Raw genomic sequence first — 392 nt, 5'->3', positions numbered from 1 at the left:
GTGACCTCGACCTTGGCAAGGTCGCGCTCTACCAACTGAGCTAGTGCCGCTTTATAGTTAGTCAGTAATTTGTCCGTTGGTGCGCGACGAGTCGCGTCCTACGTTCTGGCAACTGAGCTAGTGCCGCTTTATAGTTAGTCAGTAATTTGTCCGTTGGTGCGCGACGGGTCGCGTTCAACATTCTGGCAACTGAGCTAGTGCCGCTTTACATTTTATTCGATACTTCAATTTCTTTGGTAAGAAATTGGAGCGGCACACGAGGCTCGAACTCGTGACCTCGACCTTGGCAAGGTCGCGCTCTACCAACTGAGCTAGTGCCGCTTTATCGTTAGTCAGTAATTTGTCCGTTGGTGCGCGACGGGTCGCGTTCAACATTCTGGCAACTGAGCTAG

At 51.5% G+C, this 392-nt stretch carries 1 tRNA gene; it reads right to left on the bottom strand.

What is annotated here, in order from left to right:
* Positions 1-245: 245 nt before the first annotated feature.
* Positions 246-321 (bottom strand) — tRNA-Gly (locus AN393_RS19705).
* Positions 322-392 lie beyond the last annotated feature (71 nt).

The organism is Pseudoalteromonas sp. P1-25, assembly GCF_001401805.1.
Taxonomy (GTDB): domain Bacteria; phylum Pseudomonadota; class Gammaproteobacteria; order Enterobacterales; family Alteromonadaceae; genus Pseudoalteromonas.
The sequence above is the reverse complement of the archived record's forward strand: the minus strand, read 5'-3'. Positions and strand labels throughout refer to the sequence as shown.